Origin of the sequence: Anaerovorax odorimutans (assembly GCF_024459955.1) — a bacterium.
In the GTDB taxonomy this organism is placed as follows: domain Bacteria; phylum Bacillota; class Clostridia; order Peptostreptococcales; family Anaerovoracaceae; genus Hominibacterium; species Hominibacterium odorimutans_A.
In genome coordinates, this window is sequence record NZ_JANFXK010000248.1 from 1 (window position 1) to 221 (window position 221).

The window sequence follows — 221 nt, forward strand, 5'->3', positions numbered from 1 at the left end:
CTTCTTCGGAGCACTTTCTTTTTTTTCTTTTTTCCCTCTTCATCTTCATCTTCATACAGCTCATCGTCATCAATATCATCATCGTCAAAGCTGTCGTCCGCGCTGAAGTTGTCACTCTCCGAAAAATCTTCCTCATCTTCAAATTCTTCAAACACTTCTTCATCTAAAAGCCGTACGTCTTCTTGCCGGCGTAAGGATTTATTTTTCTTTTCACTCATCCG

At 40.3% G+C, this 221-nt stretch carries 1 pseudogene; it reads right to left on the reverse strand.

What is annotated here, in order from left to right:
- Nucleotides 1-221, reverse strand: a pseudogene (locus NE619_RS18655) (hypothetical protein); the annotation flags it as partial.